Annotated in this window: 20 protein-coding genes and 1 pseudogene; 13 read left to right on the plus strand and 8 right to left on the minus strand. The window is 56.1% G+C overall.

Annotation, left to right across the window (positions count from 1 at the left end; genetic code table 11):
* Positions 1-130: 130 nt before the first annotated feature.
* Positions 131-1,243: pseudogene (locus tag OGV38_RS06525) on the plus strand (MBL fold metallo-hydrolase).
* 17 nt (positions 1,244-1,260) lie between these two features.
* Positions 1,261-1,602 (plus strand): RamA family antibiotic efflux transcriptional regulator, encoded by a 342-nt coding sequence (locus tag OGV38_RS06530; protein ID WP_003021996.1) that lies wholly within the window; start codon positions 1,261-1,263, stop codon positions 1,600-1,602.
* A 21-nt stretch (positions 1,603-1,623) separates the two neighbouring features.
* On the opposite strand, the gene OGV38_RS06535 is transcribed toward OGV38_RS06530, so the two are convergent.
* Both OGV38_RS06535 and OGV38_RS06540 read right to left on the minus strand, forming a co-directional pair.
* On the minus strand, positions 1,624-1,872 hold the full coding sequence (locus OGV38_RS06535) for a DUF1158 domain-containing protein (RefSeq protein WP_016152175.1): 249 nt from the start codon (positions 1,870-1,872) through the stop codon (positions 1,624-1,626).
* Positions 1,873-1,938: 66 nt separating this feature from the next.
* Positions 1,939-3,057 carry a YbdK family carboxylate-amine ligase gene (locus OGV38_RS06540; RefSeq protein WP_137367285.1) on the minus strand — a complete coding sequence of 373 codons (1,119 nt, stop codon included), beginning with the start codon at positions 3,055-3,057 and terminating at the stop codon, positions 1,939-1,941.
* 169 nt (positions 3,058-3,226) lie between these two features.
* Between OGV38_RS06540 and OGV38_RS06545 the strand changes: the two genes are divergently transcribed.
* Positions 3,227-3,970 carry a GNAT family N-acetyltransferase gene (locus OGV38_RS06545; protein ID WP_232585112.1) on the plus strand — a complete coding sequence of 248 codons (744 nt, stop codon included), beginning with the start codon at positions 3,227-3,229 and terminating at the stop codon, positions 3,968-3,970.
* Here OGV38_RS06545 and entD read toward each other — a convergent pair.
* Positions 3,950-4,627 carry an enterobactin synthase subunit EntD gene (entD, locus tag OGV38_RS06550; protein WP_269518572.1) on the minus strand — a complete coding sequence of 226 codons (678 nt, stop codon included), beginning with the start codon at positions 4,625-4,627 and terminating at the stop codon, positions 3,950-3,952. The two genes, OGV38_RS06545 and entD, sit on opposite strands and share 21 nt — an antisense overlap.
* 50 nt (positions 4,628-4,677) lie before the next feature.
* Positions 4,678-6,951, minus strand: coding sequence for a TonB-dependent siderophore receptor (locus tag OGV38_RS06555; protein WP_286473074.1), 2,274 nt, complete (start codon positions 6,949-6,951; stop codon positions 4,678-4,680).
* Between the two features lie 253 nt (positions 6,952-7,204).
* On the opposite strand from OGV38_RS06555, the gene fes reads away from it, so the two are divergent.
* From fes to entF, 3 genes are read left to right on the plus strand one after another with little or no spacing between them, the layout of a single operon-like run.
* Complete coding sequence (fes, locus tag OGV38_RS06560; protein WP_269518570.1) at positions 7,205-8,422, plus strand: enterochelin esterase; 1,218 nt, start codon at positions 7,205-7,207, stop codon at positions 8,420-8,422.
* A 30-nt stretch (positions 8,423-8,452) separates the two neighbouring features.
* The gene (locus OGV38_RS06565; RefSeq protein ID WP_286473075.1) at positions 8,453-8,671 is read left to right on the plus strand and encodes an MbtH family protein; all 219 of its coding nucleotides are present in this window, start codon (positions 8,453-8,455) and stop codon (positions 8,669-8,671) included.
* The gene (gene entF / locus OGV38_RS06570) at positions 8,668-12,558 is read left to right on the plus strand and encodes an enterobactin non-ribosomal peptide synthetase EntF (RefSeq protein WP_269518568.1); all 3,891 of its coding nucleotides are present in this window, start codon (positions 8,668-8,670) and stop codon (positions 12,556-12,558) included. Before OGV38_RS06565 ends, entF begins: the two co-directional genes overlap by 4 nt.
* Before the next feature lie 45 nt (positions 12,559-12,603).
* Here the strand turns inward: entF and fepC are convergent, their stop codons facing one another.
* From fepC to fepD, 3 genes are read right to left on the minus strand one after another with little or no spacing between them, the layout of a single operon-like run.
* The gene (gene fepC, locus OGV38_RS06575) at positions 12,604-13,425 is read right to left on the minus strand and encodes an iron-enterobactin ABC transporter ATP-binding protein (RefSeq protein WP_016152192.1); all 822 of its coding nucleotides are present in this window, start codon (positions 13,423-13,425) and stop codon (positions 12,604-12,606) included.
* Positions 13,422-14,414, minus strand: a complete 993-nt coding sequence (fepG, locus tag OGV38_RS06580; protein WP_286473077.1) for an iron-enterobactin ABC transporter permease — start codon at positions 14,412-14,414, stop codon at positions 13,422-13,424. Before fepG ends, fepC begins: the two co-directional genes overlap by 4 nt.
* On the minus strand, positions 14,411-15,418 hold the full coding sequence (gene fepD, locus OGV38_RS06585; RefSeq protein WP_103283605.1) for a Fe(3+)-siderophore ABC transporter permease: 1,008 nt from the start codon (positions 15,416-15,418) through the stop codon (positions 14,411-14,413). The genes fepG and fepD overlap by 4 nt, the downstream gene beginning before the upstream one ends.
* A 109-nt stretch (positions 15,419-15,527) precedes the next feature.
* On the opposite strand from fepD, the gene entS reads away from it, so the two are divergent.
* Entirely contained in the window at positions 15,528-16,766 is a 1,239-nt protein-coding gene (gene entS, locus OGV38_RS06590; protein WP_016152195.1) for an enterobactin transporter EntS, read from the plus strand.
* A 58-nt stretch (positions 16,767-16,824) separates the two neighbouring features.
* On the opposite strand, the gene fepB is transcribed toward entS, so the two are convergent.
* The gene (gene fepB / locus OGV38_RS06595; RefSeq protein ID WP_016152196.1) at positions 16,825-17,781 is read right to left on the minus strand and encodes a Fe2+-enterobactin ABC transporter substrate-binding protein; all 957 of its coding nucleotides are present in this window, start codon (positions 17,779-17,781) and stop codon (positions 16,825-16,827) included.
* 187 nt (positions 17,782-17,968) lie between these two features.
* Between fepB and entC the strand changes: the two genes are divergently transcribed.
* The 6 genes from entC (at position 17,969) to cstA (ending at position 25,121) form a co-directional block, all read left to right on the plus strand.
* On the plus strand, positions 17,969-19,144 hold the full coding sequence (entC, locus tag OGV38_RS06600; protein WP_016152197.1) for an isochorismate synthase EntC: 1,176 nt from the start codon (positions 17,969-17,971) through the stop codon (positions 19,142-19,144).
* Between the two features lie 33 nt (positions 19,145-19,177).
* Positions 19,178-20,788, plus strand: a complete 1,611-nt coding sequence (gene entE, locus OGV38_RS06605; protein WP_269518563.1) for a (2,3-dihydroxybenzoyl)adenylate synthase EntE — start codon at positions 19,178-19,180, stop codon at positions 20,786-20,788.
* A 13-nt stretch (positions 20,789-20,801) separates the two neighbouring features.
* Positions 20,802-21,659 carry an isochorismatase gene (locus OGV38_RS06610; protein ID WP_286473078.1) on the plus strand — a complete coding sequence of 286 codons (858 nt, stop codon included), beginning with the start codon at positions 20,802-20,804 and terminating at the stop codon, positions 21,657-21,659.
* A complete protein-coding gene (gene entA, locus OGV38_RS06615) occupies positions 21,659-22,414 on the plus strand; it encodes a 2,3-dihydro-2,3-dihydroxybenzoate dehydrogenase EntA (protein WP_016155947.1) in 756 nt (251 codons plus the stop codon). The genes OGV38_RS06610 and entA overlap by 1 nt, the downstream gene beginning before the upstream one ends.
* Positions 22,415-22,416: 2 nt before the next feature.
* Complete coding sequence (entH, locus tag OGV38_RS06620; RefSeq protein WP_029139447.1) at positions 22,417-22,830, plus strand: proofreading thioesterase EntH; 414 nt, start codon at positions 22,417-22,419, stop codon at positions 22,828-22,830.
* Between the two features lie 185 nt (positions 22,831-23,015).
* Positions 23,016-25,121, plus strand: a complete 2,106-nt coding sequence (gene cstA / locus OGV38_RS06625; RefSeq protein ID WP_016152202.1) for a pyruvate/proton symporter CstA — start codon at positions 23,016-23,018, stop codon at positions 25,119-25,121.
* Positions 25,122-25,247 lie beyond the last annotated feature (126 nt).

Here is a 25,247-nt window from a genome sequence, read left to right on the forward strand (position 1 = left end):
AACGGCGAATGTCAAAGATTGAAAATCATCTTGACGGCGAACTTTCGATTTCTATAATGAGTGCTTACTCACTCATAATCAAGAGTCAGTCGCGCAAACCAGCGGAAAGGGGCGCGTTTAAGGTCAGGATATGAAGCGTCTCACAGTTTGTGTGGTTGTTATTATGCTAATTGCCGCAGCTGCAAGTTTACCGTTTGTACTCAATGCCGGGTTTGGTCAGGCTCCGCAAGGGGCACAACTGAGTTTGGTTGAACAGTCACCTCACTATCGTGATGGACAGTTTCATAACCAGGTGCCGACACCGGGCTATACCGGCAACAAAGGCATGCTGGCGGCCTGGTGGGAATTTCTGGTCGCTAAGCGTGATAATGCGCGCCCGGCGCAGCCGTTACCGCTGGTGGCAACCGATCTCGCCGGACTTTCGCCACAGCAGGATACTCTGGTCTGACTGGGCCACTCCTCATGGTATTTGCAGCTGGCGGGTCAACGTATCCTGATTGATCCGGTATTTAGCAATTATGCCGCACCGTTTTCATTCCTGAACAAAGCCTTTGCCGGGGATTATCCGTGGACTGCGCAGACGATGCCGGAGATCGATCTGCTCATTATCTCGCACGATCACTATGACCATCTGGATCTCGCCACTATCAAGGCGTTAATGCCGAAAATTAAGCGAGTGATTACGCCGCTCGGCGTAGGGTCGCATCTGCGTTACTGGGGGATGCGCAGCGAGATAATCGAAGAGCGGGACTGGAATCAGTCCGTCAGAGTGACGGATTCGCTGATCGTTCATGTGCTGCCTGCTCGTCATTTTTCGGGGCGCGGTATCAAGCGCAACCAGACGCTATGGGCGAGCTTTATGTTCGAAACGCCGGAGCAGAACGTTTATTACAGCGGAGATTCCGGCTATGGACCGCATTTTAAAGCCATCGGTGAGCAGTTTGGCTCGGTTGATTTGGCGATTATGGAGAACGGTCAATATGACCAGGACTGGAAGTTTATTCACATGATGCCAGAAGAGACGGCGCAGGCCGCGGCCGATCTGCATGCGAAAGCCGTGTTGCCAGGGCATGCCGGCCGTTTCGTTCTGGCGAAACATACCTGGGATGATCCCTACAAACGACTGGCGCTTGCCAGCCGTCGTCAGGATTACCGACTACTGACGCCAATGCTGGGTGAACCGGTAATTCTGTCCGAACCGGACCAACCGTTTACGGCCTGGTGGCAACAGGCGACTCAATGAATACAGGGGAGAGCATGATGACGATTTCTGCTCAGGTCATTGATACGATTGTTGAATGGATTGATGATAATTTGAATCAGCCATTGCGCATTGATGATATTGCACGCCATGCGGGATATTCCAAATGGCACCTGCAGCGTCTTTTTATGCAGTACAAAGGTGAAAGCCTCGGGCGCTACATCCGCGAGCGTAAGCTGCTACTGGCGGCGCGCGATCTACGCGATACCGACCAGAAAGTGTATGACATCTGTTTGAAATACGGATTCGATTCGCAGCAGACCTTTACGCGAATTTTCACCCGTACGTTCAGCCAGCCGCCGGGCGCGTATCGCAAAGAAAATCATAGCCGAACGCATTAACGGCAAAGGGTTCTCGCGGGTCTAATCCGCCAGCGAGAACCAGCGCCGCCAGATAAAACGCAGTACAAAATATTCAATCACCCCCAGCAGTAAAAACCACAGACAAAACAGCAAAGTATAAAATTGGTTGAGATCCATTAGATGAAAGGTGGCGACGAGTTTTTGCGCCAGCACAATGCCCAGTGAGGGGGCGGGCAGCAGCAGGCAAGACAAAAAAGCCAGCAGCAGGATCCCTGCGGCGGTCATCAGTGATTCAAGCGGGTGTTTCATGGCATTGTTAAACTTGAGTTAAAAAGCCATTGTCAGGGATCTCTGTGGGCAACGCAAACGCCACGCTTACAGCCCGGCCCAAATCTCACAATGTTTTTTCACCAGACCGCTTAGTGATCCGCCGTCGGCGACGAAATCACGCATGCTCTGCGCTTCATCATGACCATTTTTAACCTGCAGACGTAAGGATTTAATCGCGCTGGTCGCGCCCACTTTGTCCGCAGAAGCGGCGACATTCTCCAGTAGCCGTAGCGTGTCATCTGACAGGCGGTGCCCATCGCCAGTATTGACGTCGGTGATGATTCCCGCCATGCCAAAGCGGCAGGCCTGAAAACGGTTAAATTTATACAGCAGGTAATCACGCTCCTGGTGCTTGAATGGCCGTTTAGTGAGCAACCAGTGGGCGGTAGCCTGAATAAGTCCCGCCATATTGACTGCGTGTTCAAGGGTTAGCGGAGTGTCCATGACGCGAACCTCTACCGTACCAAAGTGCGGGCTGGGGCGGATATCCCAGTGTAAATCTTTAATGCTATCAATCATGCTGGTGTAAGCCAGTCGACGAAATAACCCCTCAAATTCCTGCCAGTTATTCACCCACGGCATCGGGCCATTATCGGGAAATCCAGAGAAAATATTCAGCCGCGCGCAGGCAAACCGCGTGTCGGACGTTTGCATATAAGGTGAGGCGGCAGAGAGCGCAATAAAATGGGGAACAAATCGCGACAGGCCGTGCAGGAGGTAAATAGCATCATCGCCGTTTGCGCAGCCGATATGCACATGTTGGCCGAATACCGTCGCCTGCTGAATAAGATAGCCAAAATTTTCCAGGTTGCGCCGATAGCGTTCGTCATCGCAGACTTCCTGACGTTGCCATTTTTGAAACGGATGCGTACCGCCGCCACAGATGGCGAGGTGATGCTCGGCAGCAACCCGTGAGATTATCTGCTGCATGGCGGATAATTCAGCACTCGCCTGGTCGATATTGCGACAAACCCCGGTCGCCATCTCCAGCATACTTTCAGTGATATCGTGCTTTACTTCTCCGGCGGTGAGCTGCGGCTTTACGGCGTCAATCAGTCGGGAAGAGTCCTGGCTCAGGTCGTAGCCCGGAGGATTGACCACCTGCATTTCCAGTTCAATGCCTAACGTAAAAGGGTCTGAAACATGAAAATCGGGTAGGGACATAGTGTTCTCTTCAGCGTTGATTTTTAATCAGTATAGACGCGTCATCTTGCAAGCTGCATATAGAAGGGCCGCTGATTTTCTGTTCGTTGTCAGAAATCCCCCCGCGATGCTTTGAAGGCGAAATGGCCGGTGTTATAACTATTTTTTACTTCGCAACAGGGGTTGAATCGTGCCGGAAATTAATCTTTATGGACAGACCGTCGGCGATATTGTGCCTGACTGGAATGGTGCCGCCGTACTGCCGCGGGAAGAACTTGCAGGGCAATATTGTCGACTGGTTCCCCTGGATGCCGACAGCCATGCCGCCGATCTGTTTGATGCTTACGCGCAGGCGCCAGACGATCGCGACTGGACCTGGCTTGCAAGTTCTCGCCCCATGAGCGTTGAGGCCACAGCTTGCTGGGTAGAGGGCAAATCCACGGATGCCTCTCTGGTTCCCTATGCTGTCATTGAACAGGGTTCCGGTCGTGCGGTGGGACTGGTGTGCTTTATGGCGATCGAACGGGAGCATGGTTCGGTTGAAATTGGTCATGTAACCTGGTCACCGCGCATGAAAAATACGGTACTCGGCACCGAAAGCATCTGGCTGTTGCTGCGCCAGGCGTTTGCGTTGGGCTATCGTCGCGTGGAGTGGAAATGTGACTCTCTGAACACGGCTTCCCGTCGGGCGGCGGAGCGCCTTGGGTTTATCTTCGAAGGACGTTTTCGCCAGAAGATTGTGCGCAAGGGGCGTAATCGCGACAGCGACTGGTTATCGATGATTGATAGTGAATGGCCCCAGTGCGACGCTGTTTTGCAGCGCTGGCTGGCTGCCGACAACTTCGATGAAAAAGGGCAGCAACGCCGATCGCTGGCGGCGTGTCAACATGCATATTGCGTTTTCCCTAACCACTCAGAGAGAAAAGGCTCGTGAGCATGATGCCGGGCTAGCGCACAGGGTGATGATGTTTTCTTCACGCTGAAACCAGCTAATGTTAACGCTCAGTCCGGCGAGGCCTTGCGAAAATGACGGCATGATTTGTAATGTTAATTGTTGAGTCGTGAGTGCGGTGATTTTTGCGCTGGTGAAACCTGGTAGCCCCGATGCCTGAATTGAAAACGCCTTATACAGGCTCTCCTTTGCGCTGAATACCAGGGTTAAGGCGAGCGGAAAGGGCAGGCAGGCATGCTGCAAAATCTGATGTTCGTGGTTATCAATAATGCCATCAGCCAGCTCAACTGCGGTTTGTGGTGTAAAAATAGCTTCTATATCTAGCCCAATGGGATGAGTTGATACGACCGCCAGCGCCGTTGTTGCGCTGTGGCTGATGCTGCCAAACAGATCCTGCGGCCACAATGGTTGGCGTTGCACACCGATGCCGGGCACGGTTTTGTGGCCAAATTCACGCAGTGCGTGGACTGCAGCAATACGCCCCGCTAAGTGCTCAGCTTTACGCTTACGCCCACTGGAGTGGAGCTGAGTGTGGTGGGGGAGCCAGAGCAGGTCGTGCTCATGGAAAGTGTCGGGATCAAATTCGACAATGTGCAGCGTATGATCTGCGAAAGGGAGCGGGATGTGCGTTGTGTGCATGATTTCTTACGGTTTCCCTCTCCCCGCAGCGAGGAGAGGGAAAAACGTTATCAGAAGTGTGTGTTAACGCTCATGAACCACGTCCGGCCCGGTTCGTTATAGGTGTGCGCGCCTGCGCCCGCCATATAGTTCCCGGTCACGATATCGCCCGTGGTCTGGGCATTCCCTTCACGCCACAGACGTTTGTCAAAGACGTTATCCACGCCGCCGGTCAGGCTGACGTTTTTCGTCACATCCCAGGTCGCACTCAGGCCTACGATGCTGTATGGGCTGACTTCACTGGCCGAGCTACCGGTAACGGGTTTACCCTGGTAATCGTATTTTTTCGGCTGCTGTTTGCCGTACCAAGTGAAGGTGGATTGCAATGACAGATCTTCACGTGCCTGCCAGCTCAGGGTCGAGTTCAGCGTGTATTCAGGAATAATCGACAGACGCTCGCCGGTCTCTTTATTCTTACTTTGCAGCATGTAGGTGATGTTGTTAGTCCAGTTAACGGTTTCGCTAACCGGCACGTTCAACGTCCCTTCCAGACCTTCAACTACCGCTTTTGGAATGTTTTCCCACTGATAGATATCGGTATAAGTCGTTTTCCCTTTGTTGGTGATAGACGTTCTGTCGAACGGGACCGTACCTGCTTCAATCTTGTTACGGTAATCGTTGCGGAACCAGGTTACCCCAGCCAGCCAGCCGTCGCGTTTGAACTCCAGACCAATCTCTTTGTTGATACTGGTTTCGGCCTTCAGATCATCGTTGCCCATCATGTAGCAACCAATACCGGTCGCGGAGCCGGTGGCGTAGCAACCCTGACCTTTACTGTACAGAATGTAGTTCGGGTTGAGCTGATACAGGCTTGGCGCTTTATAGGCGCGCGCAATCCCCATCTTCAGGGTGAAATCATCGCCCAGACCTTGGGACAGGTTCAGGGACGGACTCCAGTTATCGCCCACAATGCTGTGATGATCGAAACGCAAACCTGGCGTCAGCATGGTGCTGTCGGTCAGTTCCATGTTGTTTTCAGCAAACAGAGAGAAAATCTCTGCGTCTGAGTACGGGCTGCGGTTGGTGCTGCTGGACCCTGGAATATCACCGCCCATAAAGGTCTGCGAATTGGACAACATGTCCTTCATGCGCTGCTGGTTCCATTCAGTACCGAGCGTCAGATTTTGGTTAACCAGCAGATCTAACGGAATGCTGATTACACTGTGCAGCATGACGTCACTCAGGTCGGCGTCGAGGTATTTTTGTGACGCATTCGGGTCGAAAATCCCTTCGGTACCCCCCGCCAGGCCCTCCGGCGTACGGGAGTTACGCGTATGTTCATACTGCACCCAGTTACTGGTAGTGACGCCGTTATCCCAGCCGCCGTTCCAGGTCAGAGAGTAGTTCTGGCGGTAAAGACGGTTGGTCTCTTTCCCGTAGTTATCTTTCACCAGTTGGTTGGTGTTGGTGTTTTGGGTGTCGCCCGCATACAGGTTGCCCTGACGGCTATAGCCAGCTTCCAGTTCCAGTGACTGGAGCGGGGCGAAATCCCAGCGAACCACGCCGTTAATGTCTTTGTTGATCACCCCTTCACGACCAGCCGGTAAAGTATTTGAATACGTGCCGGTACGTTCTGACTGATGACCCTGGTTGATATCCCACGCGTCGGCCTGGGTTTTATCGAGATTACCGTACAAACGGAAGCTGAAATCCCCACCCAGCGGACCGTTCAGGCTAAAGTTGGTGCGTTTGGTCGAACCTTCGTCTTTATGCTCCGGGGCGTTGAAATAGGTATCCCAGGAGCCGTGCCATTCGTTGCTGCCTTTTTTGGTGATGATATTCACCACGCCGCCAGCCGCACCGTTGCCATAGCGTGCCGCGGCAGGACCACGCAGCACTTCAATACGTTCGATCATTTCTGGTGGCACCCAGGCGGTATCGCCGCGGGTATCACGCTCGCCGCGCCAGCCCTGACGCACAGAGTTACGGCTGGTTACCGGTTTGCCGTCGATCAGAATCAGGGTGTTTTCCGGCCCCATGCCGCGAATATCGATTTGGCGGTTGTTGCCGCGTTGACCGCTGGTTGAGTTACCGGTCAGGTTGACGCCTGGCATGGTACGGATGATTTCCGACACATCGCGAGCGGGAGGATTCTTACGAATTTCATCAGCGGTAATGGTTGAAACGCCCGGTGCCTGCAGGTTCTGCTGGGCGGCGGTAACCACGATGGTGTCTTCATGAGAGACAGCGGCGCTATCGGTTTGATCTTCTGCCATCGCTGGCAGGGCTACCCCGTAAATCCCTAAATTGACCAATAAGGCCAGTGAATGAATCTTGTTGTTCATTGTATGTCCTGCTGTTCTTTTAGCCACGAGTACCAATGTGCCGTGGTGCGGCATTTGGTCTGATGTCGCCCGCATCCGCGTAAACCCTCCATTCCAGAAAAAGTACGCAGCGCCAGGCCGGTTTATAAGTGGTGAAAAACTGTGCGCGCTTCCCACAGCGCGACAATACGCTATTGCAAATGCAAATAGTTATCAATAATATTATCAATATATTTCACGCTAGATCATAAAATTCGACAATAAACATGGGGTTATGGCGGTGACGACGTTAAAGATGGGAAGCGAGGCGTGGTGGCAGTCAAAAAAAGGCCCGGAGTGGGAGCGTGAAGACAACGGAAATTATCGGGTAACCTTCTGGTGGCGCGACCCGCAGGGAACGGAAAAAGAGTCAGCCATTCATCGCGTATGGGTCTATATCACCGGCGTCACCGACCACCATCAAAATGCCACCCCGCAGTCGATGCAACGCATTGACGGAACAAATGTTTGGTGCTGGAGTGTTTCCCTCAGCGCCAACTGGCGCGGCAGTTACTGTTTTATCCCAACAGTACGAAATGATATTTTTGCCGCGCAGACGCCGGGCGAAGCCCCTGACCGAACCGTGCTGCGTGAAGGCTGGCGGCAATTGTTGCCGCAGGCTATTGCCGATCCCCTCAATCCGCAGAGCTGGCAGGGCGGTCGTGGCCATGCGGTGTCTGCGCTGGAAATGCCTGATGCACCCGTACAACCGGGATGGGATCGACCTGAAAACCCCGACTCGCCCGCAGTTTGCCTGCAATGGCGTAGCGCCAGACTCGGCAATACACGCCGCGTGTGGGTGTTTACCACTGGTGAAGCCCAACCGGAAGCGCGTCCGCTGGCCATCCTGCTGGACGGACAGTTTTGGGCACAGAGTATGCCGGTCTGGCCTGCGCTGACTTCACTCACCCATCGCGGACACCTCCCGCCCGCCGTTTATCTCCTGATTGATACCATCGACACGGCTCACCGCAGCCGCGAATTGCCGTGTAATGCGGATTTTTGGTTGGCGGTACAGCAGGAGTTATTGCCGCTGGTGAAGACCACGACCGCGTTCAGTGACGACCCGCAGCGTACCGTCGTCGCCGGGCAAAGTTTTGGCGGGCTGTCATCGCTGTATGCCGGGCTGAACTGGCCCGCGCGCTTTGGCTGTGTGCTCAGCCAGTCGGGCTCTTATTGGTGGCCGCATCGTGGTGGTCATCAGGATGGGGCGATCGTTGAGCAACTGAAGAGCGGAAAGATAAGCGCCCAGGGGCTGCGTATTGTGCTGGAAGCCGGGATCCGCGAGCCCATTATTTATCGCGCAAATCAGGCGCTATATGCCCAGTTACCTTCTGCACCACAGTCTATTTTCTGGCGTCAGGTTGATGGTGGACACGATGCGCTTTGCTGGCGCGGCGGACTGATGCAAGGGCTGATCACGCTCTGGCAACCGCTTACCGACACGATTTAACCGGACGATGTTCCACGACAGGAGTTGAGTATGGAATTCAGTAACCCCTTCGATAATCCGCAGGGCCAGTTTTACATTCTGCAAAATCCCCAACGTCAGTTTAGCCTTTGGCCGCAGCAATGCTCACTTCCTGCTGGCTGGACGGTCGCGTGCGAACCCCAATCACAGGAAGCCTGCCAGCAATGGCTGGATGCCAACTGGACCAAGCTAACGCCAGCGAACTACGTCGATGTGCAGGAGGCTCCATGACTCAACGTTTACCGTTAGTTGCGGCTCAGCCGGGGATCTGGATGGCGGAAAAACTCTCCACATTGCCCTCAGCGTGGAGCGTGGCGCACTACGTAGAATTAACCGGCGAACTGGACGCACCGTTGCTGGCGAAAGCGGTAGTGGCGGGTCTGCAGCAGGCCGATACTCTAAGGATGCGGTTTAGCGAAGATAACGGCGAGGTCTGGCAATGGGTAGACTCTGCGCTTGCCTTTGCGCCACCAGAAATTATCGATCTGCGCGAAAAATCCGATCCGCATGCGGCAGCGCGCGCCTTGATGCAGGCTGACCTGCAGCAGGACATCCGTGCTGATGGCACTAAGCCGCTGGTTTTTCACCTGCTCATTCAGGTGGGAGAAAAGCGTTGGTATTGGTATCAGCGTTACCATCATCTGCTGGTTGATGGCTTCAGTTTCCCGGCCATTACCCGCCAGATAGCCGCGATTTATCGCGCATGGCTGCATGGCGAGTCCACGCCGGAATCACCTTTTACGCCATTTTCTGAGGTGGTGGAAGAGTATCAACAGTATCGGCAAAGCGATGCCTGGCAACGCGACGGCGCCTTCTGGACCGAGCAGCGAAAGCAACTCCCACCTCCGGCTTCGCTGTCTAACAAAACCCTGCCAGGGCGGTCGGCCAGCGCGGGTATTATTCGTCTGAAGTTAACCGCGCCTGAAGGGGAGTTTCGCCGGCTTGCGGCACGTATGCCAGACGTTCAGCGTGCGGATCTGGCCCTTGCGCTGGTGGCGCTGTGGCTCGGACGTTTATGCAGCCGAATGGAATATGCCGCCGGGTTTATCTTTATGCGGCGTATGGGGTCGGCGGCGCTCACGTCCACCGGACCGGTTTTAAACGTCCTGCCATTTGGCGTGCAGTTGAATGCGGCAGAAAGCTTGCCTGCACTTGCCCAACGACTGGCCGCACAGTTGAAGAAAATGCGCCGACATCAGCGATATGATGCTGAGCAAATTGTTCGCGACAGCGGGCGCGCAGCCGGTGCCGAACCGCTGTTTGGCCCGGTACTGAACGTGAAAATATTCGACTATCAGCTGAATATTCCTGGCGTTCAGGCGCAAACCCATACGTTGGCGACAGGCCCGGTGAACGATCTGGAGCTGGCGCTGTTCCCGGATGAAAACGGCGGGCTGAGTATTGAAATCCTGGCCAATAAACAGCGCTACGATGCCGCGACGCTGGCGCAACATGCATCACGTTTAACCGCGCTTATCGCGCAGTTTGCCGACAATCCGTCGCTATGCTGCGGCGATGCCGGGATGCTGTTGCCGACAGAACATGAGCGGCTGGCGAAGATTAACGACACGACCGTGGCGATCCCGTCCACCACGCTGAGCGCGCTGGTGGCACAGCAGGCCGATAAAACGCCGGATGCCCCGGCGCTCGCTGATGCCCGCTATCAGTTTAGCTATCGTGAAATGCGCCAACAGGTTGTGGCGCTGGCGCGCCGCCTGCGCGAACGTGGCGTACAGCCTGGTGACAGCGTTGCCGTGGCATTACCGCGTTCCGTGTTCCTCACGCTGGCGCTGCACGGTATTGTTGAGGCGGGAGCCGCCTGGCTGCCATTGGATACCGGATACCCGGACGATCGCCTGCGGATGATGCTCGAAGACGCGAAGCCAAAATTGTTGATCGCGACCGAAGAGCAACTGGCGCGCTTTAGCGATATTCCGGAGCTGGAAAGTCTGTGCTACAACGCGCCGCTGCCAGAAGAGGATGCTGCACCGCTGGCGCTATCTCAACCTAATCATACGGCCTATATTATTTTTACTTCCGGTTCTACCGGCAGACCAAAAGGGGTGATGGTTGGGCAAACAGCCATCGTTAACCGTTTGCTGTGGATGCAAAATCACTATCCTCTGACCGCGGATGATGTGGTGGCGCAAAAAACGCCGTGCAGTTTTGACGTCTCGGTATGGGAGTTTTTCTGGCCGTTTATTGCCGGGGCTAAACTGGTCATGGCAGAACCCGAAGCGCACCGCGATCCGCTGGCGATGCAGCAGTTCTTTGCGCAGTCAGGGGTGACGACCACGCACTTTGTTCCCTCTATGCTGGCCGCTTTTGTTGCTTCACTGACGCCGGAAACCGCGCGGGAGAGCTGTGCCTCGCTGAAACGGGTATTCTGCAGCGGCGAAGCCTTACCTGCAGATTTATGCCGCGAATGGGAACAGTTGACTCATGCGCCACTGCACAATTTATACGGGCCAACGGAAGCGGCGGTCGATGTGAGCTGGTATCCGGCCTGGGGGGACGATCTCGCTGCCGTAACGGGCAATAGCGTGCCGATTGGCTATCCGGTATGGAATACCGGTTTACGGATCCTGGACGCCATGATGCGCCCGGTGCCTTTTGGCGTGGCAGGTGATCTCTATCTGACGGGGATCCAACTGGCGCAAGGATACCTGGGGCGAGCGGATCTAACCGCGAGCCGCTTTATCGCCGATCCGTTTAACCCTGGTGAACGCATGTACCGTACCGGGGATGTGGCGCGCTGGCTGGAGAATGGCGCAGTGGAATACCTCGGGCGCAGCGATGACCAGCTTAAAATTCGCGGACAGCGCATTGAGCTCGGTGAGATTGATCGGGTGATGCAGCAGCTGCCAGATGTCGAACATGCCGTAGCCCACGCCTGCGTATTCAACCAGGCGGCGGCGACAGGCGGCGATGCACGACAGTTGGTGGGGTATCTGGTGTCGCAATCGGGGTTACCGCTGGATACGTCTGCATTGCGGGAAACTCTGCGTGAAAAACTGCCTGCGCATATGGTGCCGACGGTATTGTTGCAACTGGCGGAGCTGCCGCTGAGTGCAAACGGTAAACTGGATCGTAAAGCGCTGCCGATGCCGCAGTTGACGTCGCGTACGTCAGGACGTGCGCCGCGAGCAGGGACTGAAACCGCCATCGCGCAGTCTTTTGCGGCTTTGCTGGATTGCGAGGTTAATGACGTAGAGGCTGACTTCTTTGCGCTTGGCGGACATTCGCTGCTGGCGATGAAGCTGGCAGCGCAGTTGAGCCGGATTTTTGAGCGTCAGGTAACGCCTGGGCAAATAATGGTGGCTTCTACTGTTGAACAACTGAGTGCACTGCTGGAGAGCAATGATGATGAACAGTCGCAGCGTCTGGGATTCGAGACGCTGCTGCCGCTGCGTGAAAGTCATGGCCCAACGCTGTTTTGCTTCCATCCGGCGTCGGGTTTCGCCTGGCAGTTTAGTGTGCTGTCGCGTTACCTCAGCCCGCAGTGGTCGATTATTGGCATTCAGTCGCCGCGACCGGATGGCCCTATGCAGACGGCGGAAAACCTTGATGCGGTATGCGAACATCACCTGGCAACGCTGCTCAGCCAGCAGCCTCATGGTCCCTATTATTTATTAGGCTACTCGCTGGGGGGGACGTTGGCGCAGGGAATCGCCGCACGCTTACATGCCAGAGGAGAGACAGTTGCATTCCTGGGGCTGCTGGATACCTGGCCGCCGGAAACGCAAAACTGGCAGGAAAAGGAGGCTAATGGGTTGGATCCCGCGGTACTGGCCGAGATCGAGCGTGAACGTGAAGCGTTTCTGGCAGCGCAGCAGGGGAATGCGTCAGAGGCCTTATTTAATGCTATCGAAGGTAACTACGCCGATGCGGTTCGCCTGCTCACCACGGCACACAGCGTGCCGTTTGCTGGTCACGCCACGCTGTTCGTTGCTGAGCGCACCTTAGTGCCGGGGGTCAGTCCTGAACGCAGTTGGTCACCGTGGATATCCAGTCTGGATGTATATCGTCAGGACTGCGCGCATGTCGATATCATAACCCCTGAAGCGTTTGAGAAGATTGGGCCTGTCATGCGTGACCTGCTCCAAAATATCCAATAAACGTCATCGGGTCAGCGTGTTAAACGCTGACCCGTGTAGTCATCCCTATAGAGATGACTGGGTATGAATTTTCGGTGTACGCCCAAGCGGCACCACTAACGGCGTTCCGGCAACCGGATCGTCGATAATCATACAGCGCAGACCATAGATTTTTTCAATAAGCTGCGCGGTGACGATCTCCTTCGGCGCACCCTCGGCAACAATTTTTCCGTCACGCAGCGCAATCAGATGCGTTGCATAGCGACACGCCTGATTAAGATCGTGCAGAACGGCGGCCAGCGTATACCCTTTCTCCCGGTTTAGCTCACTCAGCAGCTCCAGCAGATCGATCTGATGGCTGATATCCAGCCAGGTGGTAGGTTCGTCGAGCAGCATAATCGACGTTTCCTGCGCCAGCACCATCGCAATCCATGCGCGCTGGCGTTGTCCACCGGAAAGGGTATCCACACTTTGTGACGCAAGATGAGTGATTCCCGTCGCCTGCATTGCGTTTGAGACCGCGATTTCATCCTCATTTCGCCAGCGGGTAAACAATGGCTGATGCGGGTAGCGCCCACGGGCAACCAGCTCCTGTACCGTAATATCACCCGGCGTGGTGGCGTTCTGCGCCAACAAACCTATTCTGCGAGCAACCTCTTTGCTGGCATAGTGCTGGATATGCTCGCCGTCGAGCCAGACCTTACCGTGCGCGGGCGTCATCAGACGACTAAGCGTGCGCAGTAGCGTTGATTTTCCGCAGCCGTTTGGCCCGATAATTGCGGTGAAGTGACCGTCTGGAATCGACACATTGAGGTTTTCCGCTACGGTAAATTTGCCATAACCCAGCGTTAACTGGTCGCCACGCAAACGGGCTACTGATTCGATCATTTTTTGCGGGACTCCTGAATTAACAAGACGATAAGATAAATACCGCCGAGGCTTACGGTGACAACGCCCACCGGAAGCTGATAAGGCATAAACAGCTGTTGGGCGCATAAATCCGCCATCAACAGCAGCAACGCGCCACACAGCGCCGACAGGGTTAATCCCCAGCGCGATGTGCCGCTAATCCGCCGCGCGATATGTGGGGCGACAAGGGCAATAAACGAGATAGGGCCAGCCAGTGCGGTGGCGGCAGCGGTCAGTACAACCGCAACCAGCATCATCATCAGGCGTGAGCGCTCTACGCTGACGCCAAGCGCACAGGCGCTGTCATCACCCATTTCCAGTAAACGCATCCGGCGCACCAGCAGCGTGGCGCACACCAGCATAAGGATAATCAGTGGGGCAGAAGGCCAGGTTTTGGCCCAGGTCAGGCCATTGAGCGATCCGGCGTTCCACAGTCCGGCGGTCAGCGCGGTTTCTAATGATGCCTTCAGCAGTAGCCAGGTGTAGAACGCAACCAGCATGGCGCGTATGCCGATCCCAATAATAATCAGCCGAAAGGTGTCGATACCATTGCGCCAGGCGAGCGCCCAGACCACCAGAGACGTCAGGACCCCGCCAACCATGGCCGCAAGCGCGATAGCGGTGAGATGCTGTCCGAACAGCACCATTGCCACCAGCACACCGCTCCAGGCACCGGTATTGAAACCCATCACATCCGGGCTGCCCAGCGGGTTGCGCATCAGCGACTGGAATATTGCACCGCTCACGCCGAGCGCCGCGCCAATCAATAGCGCCATCAGCACGCGTGGCAAACGCCATTCGGTCACCACCAGCGTAATACTGCGCGGCGCATCGCCAAGCAGAGCGGCAATAATTTGCTGGGTTTCCAGCGTCACGACGCCGCTACGCAGGCTCCACAAGCCAACGGCGAGACAACCTACAACCAGCAGCAGGCTGCTGACTATCAGGCGGCGGGAGAGGTGCATCATGCGCCACCCCCGCGCGGTTTCCGGCGTACCAGAAAGATAAGCACCGGCGCGCCGATAAATGCGCTGACCACTGAAACGCGCAGTTCACCGGGGACAATCAGGCGACCGATGATATCGGCAATTAACAACAGAGAGGGGGTTGCCAGCAGGGTAACGGGCAGCGACCAACGGTGATCTGCCCCCACCAGCCAGCGCGCCATATGCGGCATCATCAGGCCGATAAAGGCGATAGGGCCGACAATCGCGGTCGCACTGCCGCACAGTACGGTAATCACCAGCAGGCCAATAAACTGCGTGCGAGCGACTTTGCTGCCAAGCGCGGTGGCGGTGTCGCTCCCGAGGCTCAGGCTATTCAGGGCGCGGCTAAGGAACAACGCGACAGCCGCGGCAATCAGTACCGGCACCAGGACGACCTTCAGCGTTTGCAGGCTGCGGATATCCAATGAACCGGCCTGCCAGAAACGCAACTGATCGTAGACATCCGGGTTGAGCAGGGCGATTCCGGTGGATAATCCTTCCAGCACCGCGCCCAGCGCAACGCCCGCCAGCGTCAGGCGTACCGGGCTTAACTGCCCGCCGCCCTGGCTGCCGGTAAAGGCCACTATAAGCGACGCGACCAGCGCCCCGGAAAAGGCCATCAGCAGTTGCTCTTGCGCAGAGGAAAAACCGAACAGCGCGGCTCCCAGCACAATAGCGAAGCTGGCACCGGAGTTAACGCCCAGAATGCCGGGATCGGCGAGAGGGTTACGCGTGAGCGTTTGCATTAATGCACCAGCCAGACCCAGCGCCCCACCGGCGAGCAGCCCCGCCAGCGTGCGCGGCAGTCGCGCGTCCAGCACGATGGTGCAATCAGCGCTTTGACAACTGCCGGTAAGTGCATCCAGCACCACGGAGGCAGGTAGCGACTTGGCGCCAATAACCAGACTTAATACCGTGGTGAGAACAAGTAATAACAATAGTCCGGGCACGGCGAAGGCACGTGTCGCGGAAACAGAGCATGACATATCAACTTCCCTGATAATGATAGTAATTATCGTTATCGATCTTATTTGGATATGTTAGCATGTGCAGCCATCGAATGGATATTGAAAAAGTACCTGGTAAGGCTCTGTAATGAATCGACAATCCTGGCTGCTCAATCTCAGCCTGTTAAAGACCCACCCTGCATTTCGCGCCGTCTTCCTCGCCCGTTTTATTTCCATTGTCTCTCTGGGGCTACTCGGCGTGGCGGTTCCGGTACAGATCCAGATGATGACCCAGTCGACCTGGCAGGTAGGTTTGTCAGTGACGTTGACCGGCAGCGCAATGTTTATTGGTCTGATGGTGGGCGGGGTGCTGGCCGACCGCTATGAGCGTAAAAAAGTGATCCTGTTGGCTCGTGGAACCTGCGGAATCGGCTTTATTGGTCTGTGTCTGAATGCGCTGCTGCCCGAACCGTCGTTACTGGCGATTTATTTGCTTGGCTTATGGGACGGTTTCTTTGCCTCGCTGGGCGTGACCGCGTTGCTGGCGGCTACACCGGCGCTGGTTGGGCGGGAGAATTTGATGCAGGCCGGGGCGATTACCATGCTGACGGTACGCCTGGGTTCGGTTATTTCGCCGATGCTTGGCGGGGTATTGCTCGCGACCGGTGGCGTGGCGTGGAACTACGGTCTGGCGGCGGCGGGCACTTTCATTACCTTGCTGCCGTTGCTGAGCCTTCCCGCGCTGCCGCCTCCGCCGCAGCCGCGCGAGCATCCGCTAAAATCGCTGCTGGCAGCATTTCGCTTTCTGCTTGCCAGCCCGCTGATTGGCGGCATTGCGCTGCTTGGCGGTCTGTTGACTATGGCGAGCGCCGTGCGCGTGTTGTATCCCGCGTTGGCGATTAACTGGCAAATGTCGAGTGCGCAAATAGGTCTGCTGTATGCGGCCATTCCTCTTGGCGCGGCGGTGGGCGCGTTGACCAGCGGACAACTGGCGCACAGCGTTCGTCCGGGACTGATCATGCTGGTATCGACCGTGGCTTCGTTCCTGGCTATCGGTCTGTTTGGGTTGATGCCGGTCTGGGAGCTTGGCGTTGTCTGCCTGGCGCTGTTCGGCTGGCTGAGTGCGGTCAGCTCTTTGTTGCAGTACACCCTGTTACAGACGCAGACACCAGAAGCGATGCTCGGGCGAATTAACGGTTTGTGGACTGCGCAGAACGTTACAGGAGATGCGATCGGCGCGGCGCTGTTAGGGGGATTGGGGGCGATGATGACACCGGTTGCTTCGGCAAGCGTAAGTGGGTTTGGGCTGGTGATTGTCGGTCTGCTACTGCTGCTGTTGCTGGGAGAAGTGCGCCGATTCCGACAAATGCCTGTGAATGCCGGATAGCGTTGTCCTCTACGGTTTATAGGCCGGATAAGGCGTTAGCCGTATCCGGCGCTGGCGATTAAAAGAGTGCCGACAGACGTTGCAGCAGCAGGGTCGCGCTGTAGTAGTCGAGACGGAAGGTTTCCGTACCCAGGGCGTAAACACGTTTATTCTGCACGGCAGGCAGATGTGCCAGCAGCGGATTAGCATAAATGGCGTCGGCATCTTTGTTGTCGCCAGCGAACAGGAACAGCGCTTCGCCGTTCAGGCCAGCCGCCAGGTTCTCACCGCCAAGCTGGATGATATCGTGGCGTTTGCCCTGACTCTGGCTGGTGTGCAATCCGGCAGGCAGCGGTGCCAGGGTGAAACCTAACTGCTCCATCAGCTTGCCCTGCGCCGACTCAGGCGTCCACAGGTTGGCGCTGTGCGCTGCAGCGGTGTACACCAGCGCGCTGACCGGTTGCGGCGGCAGGGTAATACGCTGCTTTACCGCCTGCAGTTGCTTATCAAACTCGGCAATACGCGCAGCCGCCTGTTGCTCCTGACCGGTAATTTCACCTAACTGCGTCAGCAGAGACTGCCAGCTTTTGTCGTCGTAATTAATGATTAGCGTTGGCGCAATGGTGGACAGCTGATCGTATAGCGCGAGGGCTGAATCTCCCCCGGTGGCGCTGATCAGAATCAGATCCGGCATTTGCGCTGCCACGGCCTCAGCGCTCGGTTCGCCGATATACAGGCGGCTCAGTTTGCGCGCCTTTGCCACTTCGCTCCACTGGCGTAAAAAGCCCTGTGCATCGCCGATGCGATTGTTCGGCGTAGTAGCGCCGCTGGCGATGACCGGGGCATCAATTGCCAGCAGCGAGCCGGTGAGGGTGACGCTGGTGGAGACAATTCGCTGCGGCTTATGTTCCAGCGTATGCGTACCACGACTGTCGGTAACCTGACGCGGCCAGTCGGCGGCATAACCTGAAGAAATTCCTGAAATAGACAAACCTGCCAGTAAGAGCACGGTGCGGCAAAAAGAGGGGAGACTCACGAATCAGCATCCTGTTATCAGTATAAGTAATGCTTCTCATTTTCATTGTTAGTGGGCAAGGATGCAAGCCAAAGTCGCACATTGTGCTGCCACAAGAGTTGACATACCGCCGCTTTGCTTTTAGGTTAGCGACCGAAAATATAAATGATAATCATTATTAGAGCTTTTATCATTTTTGGAGGATGATATGGAAACGTCACTGGCCGAGGAAAAAACGCAGACTATGCCGACGCTCGCTCCCGACAGTTTTTTCTTTATGTCGCCGTACCGTAGTTTTACGACGTCAGGATGCTTCGCCCGCTATGCGGAACCGGCAATTGATGGCGATTCGCCAGACAGCCCTTTCCAACAAAAAATGCATGCACTGTTTGCTGATGCCAAAGCGCAGGGTATCGCTAACCCCATCATGGTCGGGGCGATTCCTTTTGACACCCGCCAGCCGTCATCGCTGTTTATTCCCCAGTCATGGCAGACGTTCTCCCGAACGGCGAAGCAGCAATCATCTCGTTACTTTAACGCGCATCAGTCGCTGAACGTTGTTGAACGTAAATCGATCCCGGAACAGAACTTCTTTGAAGATATGGTCGCTCGCGCGGCTGCGCTGACGGCAACCCCTGAAGTCGACAAAGTGGTGTTGTCACGCCTGATCGATATCACCGCTGATGCCAATATTGACAGCGGGGCGCTGCTGGAGCGCCTGGTGGCGCAAAATCCGGCGAGCTACAACTTTCACGTTCCCCTTGAAGACGGTGGCGTATTGATTGGCGCCAGTCCGGAACTGCTGTTACGCAAAGAAGGCGATCGTTTCAGCTCATTACCGCTGGCAGGCTCGGCACGACGTCAACCGGACGATGTGCTGGACCGGGAGGCGGGCATCCGCCTGCTGGCGTCCGAAAAGGATCGCCATGAGCACGAACTGGTGACGCAGGCCATGAAAAATGTCCTGCGCGATCGAAGCCGTGAACTGCAACTCCCTTCTTCTCCGCAACTGGTCACCACGCCTACGCTCTGGCACCTCGGCACGCCGTTTGAGGGTAAAGCCAACGCGCAAGAAAACGCCCTGACGCTCGCGTGCCTGCTGCATCCGACGCCTGCGCTGAGCGGCTTCCCGCATCAGGTTGCGCGCAAACTTATCGCCGAGCTGGAGCCGTTCGATCGCGAACTGTTCGGTGGCATTGTCGGCTGGTGTGATGCCCAAGGCAACGGCGAATGGGTGGTGACGATCCGTTGTGCGAAGCTGCTGCGTAATCAGGTACGTTTCTTTGCCGGTGCCGGGATTGTTCCGGCTTCGTCCCCGGTTGCGGAATGGCGTGAAACGGGAGCCAAACTCTCCACGATGTTGAATGTTTTTGGACTGCATTAAGAGCCTTATTGACCAGGCCTCTAAGGAGCGATAATGAGTATTCCTTTCACCCGTTGGCCGGAGGAGTTTGCCCGCCGCTATCGTGAAAAAGGTTACTGGCAGGATTTGCCGCTGACCGACATTCTGACCCGTCACGCCGACAGCGACCATACGGCGGTGATCGATGGCGAACGCCACCTGAGCTATCGCCAACTGAATCAGGCCACTGACAATCTCGCCTGCAGCCTGCGCCGTCAGGGGATCAAACCCGGCGAAACCGCGCTGGTGCAACTGGGCAACGTGGCTGAGTTGTATATCACTTTCTTTGCGCTGCTCAAGCTGGGTGTAGCCCCGGTGCTGGCATTATTCAGCCATCAGCGAAACGAACTTAACGCCTATGCCAAACAGATCGAACCTGCGCTGCTGATTGCCGATCGTCAGCATGCGTTGTTTAGCGGGGACGATTTTCTTAACGCTTTTGTGGCTGAACACAATTCAGTGCGCGTGGTGCAACTGCGCAATGATGAAGGCGAACACAATCTGCAAACGGCGATAAGCCAGCCTGCGACTAATTTTTCCGCCACGCCATCGCCTGCTGATGAGGTGGCCTATTTCCAGCTTTCAGGCGGGACTACCGGGACGCCAAAGCTGATTCCTCGTACCCATAACGATTACTACTACAGCGTGCGTCGCAGCAATGAGATTTGCCGCTTCACCGGGGAAACGCGTTATTTATGCGCGATCCCGGCGGCGCATAACTACGCGATGAGTTCGCCTGGCGCGTTGGGGGTATTCCTGGCTGGCGGCACCGTCGTGCTGGCGGCTGACCCGAGCGCCACCCTGTGCTTCCCTCTGATTGAACAGCATCAGGTTAACGTCACGGCGCTGGTGCCGCCAGCGGTGAGCCTGTGGCTGCAGGCAGTTGCGGAGTGGGGGAGCAATGCGCAATTGGCTTCGCTGACGCTGCTACAGGTCGGTGGGGCACGGCTTTCCGCCTCGCTTGCGGCGCGTATTCCGGCGGAGATTGGCTGCCAGCTGCAGCAGGTCTTCGGCATGGCGGAAGGGCTGGTGAACTACACCCGTCTGGACGACAGCCCTGAACGCATCATCAATACCCAGGGCCGCCCGATGTGTCCCGATGATGAAGTCTGGATAGCAGACGCTGACGGCAACCCTTTAGCCGAGGGAGAAACCGGGCGCCTGATGACGCGTGGCCCATACACCTTCCGCGGCTACTTCAACAGTCCTGAGCACAATGCCAGCGCCTTTGACGCCAACGGTTTTTACTGCTCTGGCGATCTGATCGCCATCGATCGAGATGGCTACATCACCGTCCAGGGACGTGAGAAGGATCAGATCAACCGCGGTGGAGAGAAGATCGCTGCAGAAGAGATTGAAAACCTGCTGCTGCGCCACCCGATGGTGATCCATGCCGCGCTGGTCAGTATGGATGACGAACTGATGGGCGAGAAAAGCTGTGCCTGGTTGGTGGTAAAAGAGCCGCTGCGAGCGGTGCAGGTGCGTCGTTTTCTACGCGAACAGGGCGTAGCGGAATTTAAATTACCTGACCGCGTTGAGTGCGTTGAGTCGTTACCGCTGACTCCGGTTGGGAAAGTAGATAAAAAACAATTACGTCAGTGGCTGGCATCACGTTCACTGGCCTGAAGGAGAATAAGAGATGGCAATTCCTAAACTGCAGGCTTATGCGCTACCCACGGCGCTTGATGTTCCGGTGAACAAAGTGGACTGGGCGTTTGACCCCGAACGCGCCGCACTGCTGATCCACGACATGCAGGACTATTTTATCGGTTTTTGGGGCGATAACTGCCCGATGATGGAGCAGGTCGTCGCTAACATCGCCGCACTGCGTCAGTACTGCAAAGAGCATAACATTCCGGTGTATTACACCGCTCAGCCGAAAGAACAGAGTGATGAAGACCGCGCTCTGCTCAATGATATGTGGGGACCGGGACTGACGCGTTCGCCGGAACAGCAAAAAATCGTAGAGGCGCTGGCGCCGGATGAAGCGGATACCATTCTGGTGAAATGGCGTTACAGCGCATTTCATCGCTCCCCGCTGGAACAGATGCTTGAGGAAACCGGACGTAATCAACTGATCATTACCGGCGTGTATGCGCATATTGGCTGTATGACCACCGCAACGGACGCCTTTATGCGCGACATCAAGCCGTTTATGGTTGCCGATGCGTTGGCAGACTTTAGCCGTGACGAACATCTGATGTCGCTGAAATACGTGGCGGGACGCTCCGGGCGTGTGGTGATGACTCAGGAATTATTACCGACGCCGGTACCGGCCAGCAAAGATGCGTTACGCAGCATTATTCTGCCGCTGCTCGATGAGTCCGAAGAGCCGATGGATGACGAAAACCTGCTCGACTACGGACTGGATTCTGTGCGCATGATGGCGCTGGCGGCGCGCTGGCGTAAGGTTCATAGCGATATTGACTTCGTGATGCTGGCGAAAAACCCGACCATTGACGCCTGGTGGACGCTGCTCTCTCGCGAGGTGAAGTAATGTCTGGATTTGACTTCGCAGGGAAAACCGTCTGGGTAACCGGCGCGGGAAAAGGGATTGGTTACACCACGGCGCTGGCGTTTGTGAAAGCGGGTGCTGAGGTGACAGGATTCGATCGTGAATTTTCTCAGAATAACTACCCGTTTGCCACCGAAGTGCTGGATGTGGCGAATGCTGAACAGGTGGCTGAGGTGTGTCAGCGCGTCCTGCAAACGCGCGAGCGGTTGGATGTGTTGGTCAATGCGGCGGGTATTTTGCGTATGGGGGCCACCGATGCGCTGAGCATTGAGGAGTGGCAGCAGACGTTTGCGGTTAACGTTGGTGGGGCGTTCAATCTGTTTCAGCAGACGATGGCGCAGTTTCGTCGCCAGCAGGGCGGGGCAATCGTGACCGTCGCGTCGGATGCGGCGCACACGCCGCGTATCGGTATGAGCGCATACGGTGCGTCAAAAGCCGCGCTGAAAAACCTGGCACTGACCGTCGGACTTGAACTGGCAGGCAGCGGTGTGCGTTGCAATGTGGTTTCGCCAGGCTCGACCGATACCGACATGCAGCGTACGTTGTGGGTCAGCGATGATGCGGAGCAACAGCGCATTCGTGGGTTTGGCGAGCAGTTTAAGCTCGGCATTCCACTGGGAAAAATCGCTCGTCCACAGGAAATCGCTAACACGATTTTATTCCTCGCTTCCGATCTGGCGAGCCACATTACGCTTCAGGATATCGTGGTGGACGGCGGCTCCACGCTGGGGGCATGACGATGATCTGGAAACGTCATTTAACGCTGGATGAACTGAATGCCACCAGTCAGAACACGATGGTGGCGCATTTAGGCATGGTCTATACACGACTGGGGGATGATGTGCTGGAAGCCGAAATGCCGGTGGATAGCCGGACGCATCAGCCGTTTGGTCTGCTGCACGGCGGCGCGTCGGCGGCCCTGGCGGAAACATTGGGTTCGATGGCGGGTTATCTGATGACTCGCGACGGGCAGTGTGTGGTGGGTACGGAACTGAACGCCACGCACCATCGGGCGGTTGCGCAGGGGAAAGTGCGCGGCGTTTGCCAGCCGCTGCACCTCGGGCGTCAGAGTCAAAGCTGGGAAATCGTCATCTTTGATGAGCAGGGACGACGCTGTTGCACCTGTCGTTTAGGCACTGCGGTGATGGGGTGAAGTCGCCCGACAAAGTAAAATGAAATTGCAGGGTTAACGGCTAAATGAAGTGATCCAGTTAACAATGCAATGTAAATACTCAGTGATACTTCGGGTTTACATGGTTGTCAGGTTGTTAAATTCAGAAAAGATGTTATAGAAACAAAATGTAACATCTCTCTGACCAGGACAACGGAAAACCAAGTATGAATAAATCAGGGAAGTACCTCGTCTGGACAGTGCTCTCCGTTATGGGAGCATTTGCCCTCGGCTATATCGCATTAAATCGTGGCGAACAGATCAACGCGTTGTGGATAGTCGTGGCGTCGGTCTGTGTCTACCTTATCGCTTACCGTTTCTACGGCCTGTACATCGCGAAAAATGTACTGGCGCTGGACCCGACGCGTATGACGCCAGCTGTGCGTCATAACGATGGTCTGGACTATGTTCCTACCGATAAAAAAGTGCTGTTTGGCCACCATTTCGCGGCGATTGCTGGAGCGGGTCCATTAGTTGGACCGGTGCTGGCGGCGCAAATGGGCTATCTGCCGGGTATGATCTGGCTGCTTGCCGGGGTGGTACTGGCGGGGGCGGTGCAGGACTTTATGGTGCTGTTTGTTTCTACCCGTCGCGATGGTCGTTCCCTTGGCGAACTGGTGAAAGAAGAAATGGGCCCAACGGCGGGCGTCATTGCTCTGGTGGCCTGTTTTATGATCATGGTGATTATCCTCGCGGTACTGGCGATGATCGTCGTGAAAGCGCTGACCCACAGCCCGTGGGGAACCTACACCGTCGCCTTTACTATCCCGCTGGCGATCTTCATGGGGATTTACCTGCGTTATCTGCGCCCGGGCCGCATTGGTGAAGTGTCGGTCATCGGTCTGGTATTCCTGGTGTTTGCTATTATTTCCGGCGGCTGGGTGGCTGAAAGCCCGACCTGGGCACCGTACTTTGACTTTACCGGCGTACAGTTGACCTGGATGCTGGTGGGATACGGCTTTGTCGCCGCTGTGTTGCCGGTGTGGCTGCTGCTGGCACCGCGTGATTATCTCTCTACCTTCCTGAAAATCGGTACCATTGTTGGTCTGGCGGTAGGGATTCTGATCATGCGTCCGACGCTGACCATGCCTGCGCTGACCAAGTTTGTTGACGGTACAGGCCCGGTCTGGAGCGGTAACCTGTTCCCGTTCCTGTTTATTACCATCGCCTGCGGTGCGGTCTCTGGTTTCCACGCGCTGATTGCCTCCGGCACCACGCCGAAGATGCTGGCGAATGAAGGTCAGGCCTGTTTTATTGGCTACGGCGGGATGCTGATGGAATCCTTTGTCGCCATTATGGCGCTGGTGGCGGCCTGCGTTATCGACCCGGGCGTCTACTTTGCGATGAACAGCCCGATGGCTGTACTGGCACCTGCCGGAACCACCGATGTGGTTGCGTCAGCGGCACAGGTTGTGAGCAGTTGGGGCTTTGTTATCACGCCTGATACGCTGCATCAGATTGCGAACGATGTCGGCGAACAATCCATTATCTCCCGCGCAGGCGGTGCGCCGACGCTGGCGGTGGGTATGGCGTATATTCTGCACGGTGCGCTGGGCGGCATGATGGATGTGGCGTTCTGGTATCACTTCGCCATTCTGTTTGAAGCCCTGTTTATTCTGACGGCGGTAGACGCCGGTACGCGTGCCGCACGCTTTATGCTGCAGGATCTGCTGGGCGTGGTGTCACCGGGTCTGAAACGTACCGATTCGCTGCCTGCGAACCTGCTGGCAACGGCGCTGTGTGTGCTGGCCTGGGGTTACTTCTTGCACCAGGGCGTGGTGGATCCATTGGGTGGTATTAATACCCTGTGGCCACTGTTTGGTATCGCCAACCAGATGCTGGCCGGTATGGCGTTGATGCTTTGCGCGGTGGTGCTGTTCAAGATGAAACGTCAACGCTACGCGTGGGTGGCGCTGGTGCCAACGGCCTGGCTGCTGATTTGTACCCTGACCGCCGGCTGGCAGAAAGCGTTTAGCCCGGATGCGAAAATTGGCTTCCTCGCCATCGCTAACAAGTTCCAGGCGATGATCGACAGCGGTAATATTCCGGCGCAGTACACTCAGTCGCAGCTGACGCAGTTGGTGTTTAACAACCGCCTGGATGCGGGTCTCACTATCTTCTTCATGGTAGTCGTTGTGGTGCTGGGTCTGTTCTCCATCAAAACTGCACTGGCAGCACTGAAAGAGGACAAACCTACGTCGAAAGAAACGCCATACGAACCGATGCCTGAGAATGTCGAAGAGATCGTGGCGCAGGCGAAAGGCGCGCACTAATATTCTCTTAACCAACGAGCCCTCTCCTGAATGGGGAGGGCGTTTGTTGTGCACAGAAAACCCCCAGCTAGGCTGGGGGTTCCGGAAAGCTTTCAGCTTTGGGCCAGTTATTAAAACCCCTTTTGA

It is taken from the genome of Citrobacter sp. Cb080, assembly GCF_030334745.1.
In the GTDB taxonomy this organism is placed as follows: domain Bacteria; phylum Pseudomonadota; class Gammaproteobacteria; order Enterobacterales; family Enterobacteriaceae; genus Citrobacter; species Citrobacter braakii.